The sequence below is a fragment of the Streptomyces scabichelini genome, from assembly GCF_011045015.1.
GTDB classification, from domain to species: domain Bacteria; phylum Actinomycetota; class Actinomycetes; order Streptomycetales; family Streptomycetaceae; genus Streptomyces; species Streptomyces scabichelini.
This window is the reverse complement of sequence record NZ_JAAKZY010000477.1, coordinates 1-927: the sequence shown is the minus strand read 5'-3', so window position 1 is coordinate 927 and position 927 is coordinate 1. Positions and strand designations below refer to the sequence as shown.

General features: G+C 72.1%; 1 protein-coding gene. It reads right to left on the bottom strand.

All coding sequences use genetic code 11. The annotated features are described in order from the left end of the window. Positions 1-814: ATP-binding cassette domain-containing protein (locus G5C60_RS50780; RefSeq protein WP_165271111.1), on the bottom strand; the 814-nt coding region annotated here is incomplete at its 3' end. Positions 815-927 lie beyond the last annotated feature (113 nt).

The following is a 927-nucleotide window of genomic DNA, read 5'->3' as shown; positions in this document are numbered from 1 at the left end:
CCTCCAGCCTTTCCCGCAGTGCCCCCGCCCTCCGCCGCGCGTCGCGCACCGTCAGCGGGAGTGGGGACCACCCGGCCAGTCGGCCCAGGGCGACGACCGGCGGGTGCACCGGGGAGACGGCCATGACCTCGGACGGGGTGCCCAGCACGAGAGGGGCGCCCGGGGCCGGGAGGAGGGCGACCTGGTCGGCGTACTGGATGACGCGTTCGAGGCGGTGTTCGGCCATCAGGACCGTGGTGCCGAGGTCGTGGACGAGGCGCTGGAGGACGGCCAGGACCTCCTCCGCGGCGGCCGGGTCGAGCGCCGAGGTCGGCTCGTCGAGGACCAGGACCCTGGGGTGCGGGGTGAGGACCGAGCCGATCGCGACCCGCTGCTGCTGGCCGCCGGAGAGGGTGGAGATCGGGCGGTCGCGGAGGTCCGTGAGGCCGAGCAGGTCCAGGGTCTCCTCGACACGGCGGCGCATCACGTCCGGCGCGAGGCCCAACGACTCCATGCCGTACGCGAGTTCGTCCTCGACCGTGTCCGTCACGAAGTGGGCGAGCGGGTCCTGGCCCACCGTGCCGACGACGTCGGCGAGTTCGCGCGGCTTGTGCGTACGGGTGTCACGGCCCGCCACCGTGACGCGTCCGCGCAACGTACCGCCCGTGAAGTGCGGCACCAGTCCGCTCACCGCGCCGAGCACCGTCGACTTGCCGACCCCGGACGGTCCGACGAGCAGCACCAACTCGCCCTCGGGAACGGTGAGTTCGATGCCCTGGACAGTCGGCTCGACCCGTCCGTCGTACGTCACGGAGACGTCCTCGAAGCGGATCACGATGGCTCCTTGGGGGCGACGAAGGACGGGGCGAGGCCGAGCAGGATCGCGGCGGCCGGCCAGAGGCTGTCTCTTATACAGATCTCCGATCCCACGAGACCCAACCAGATCTC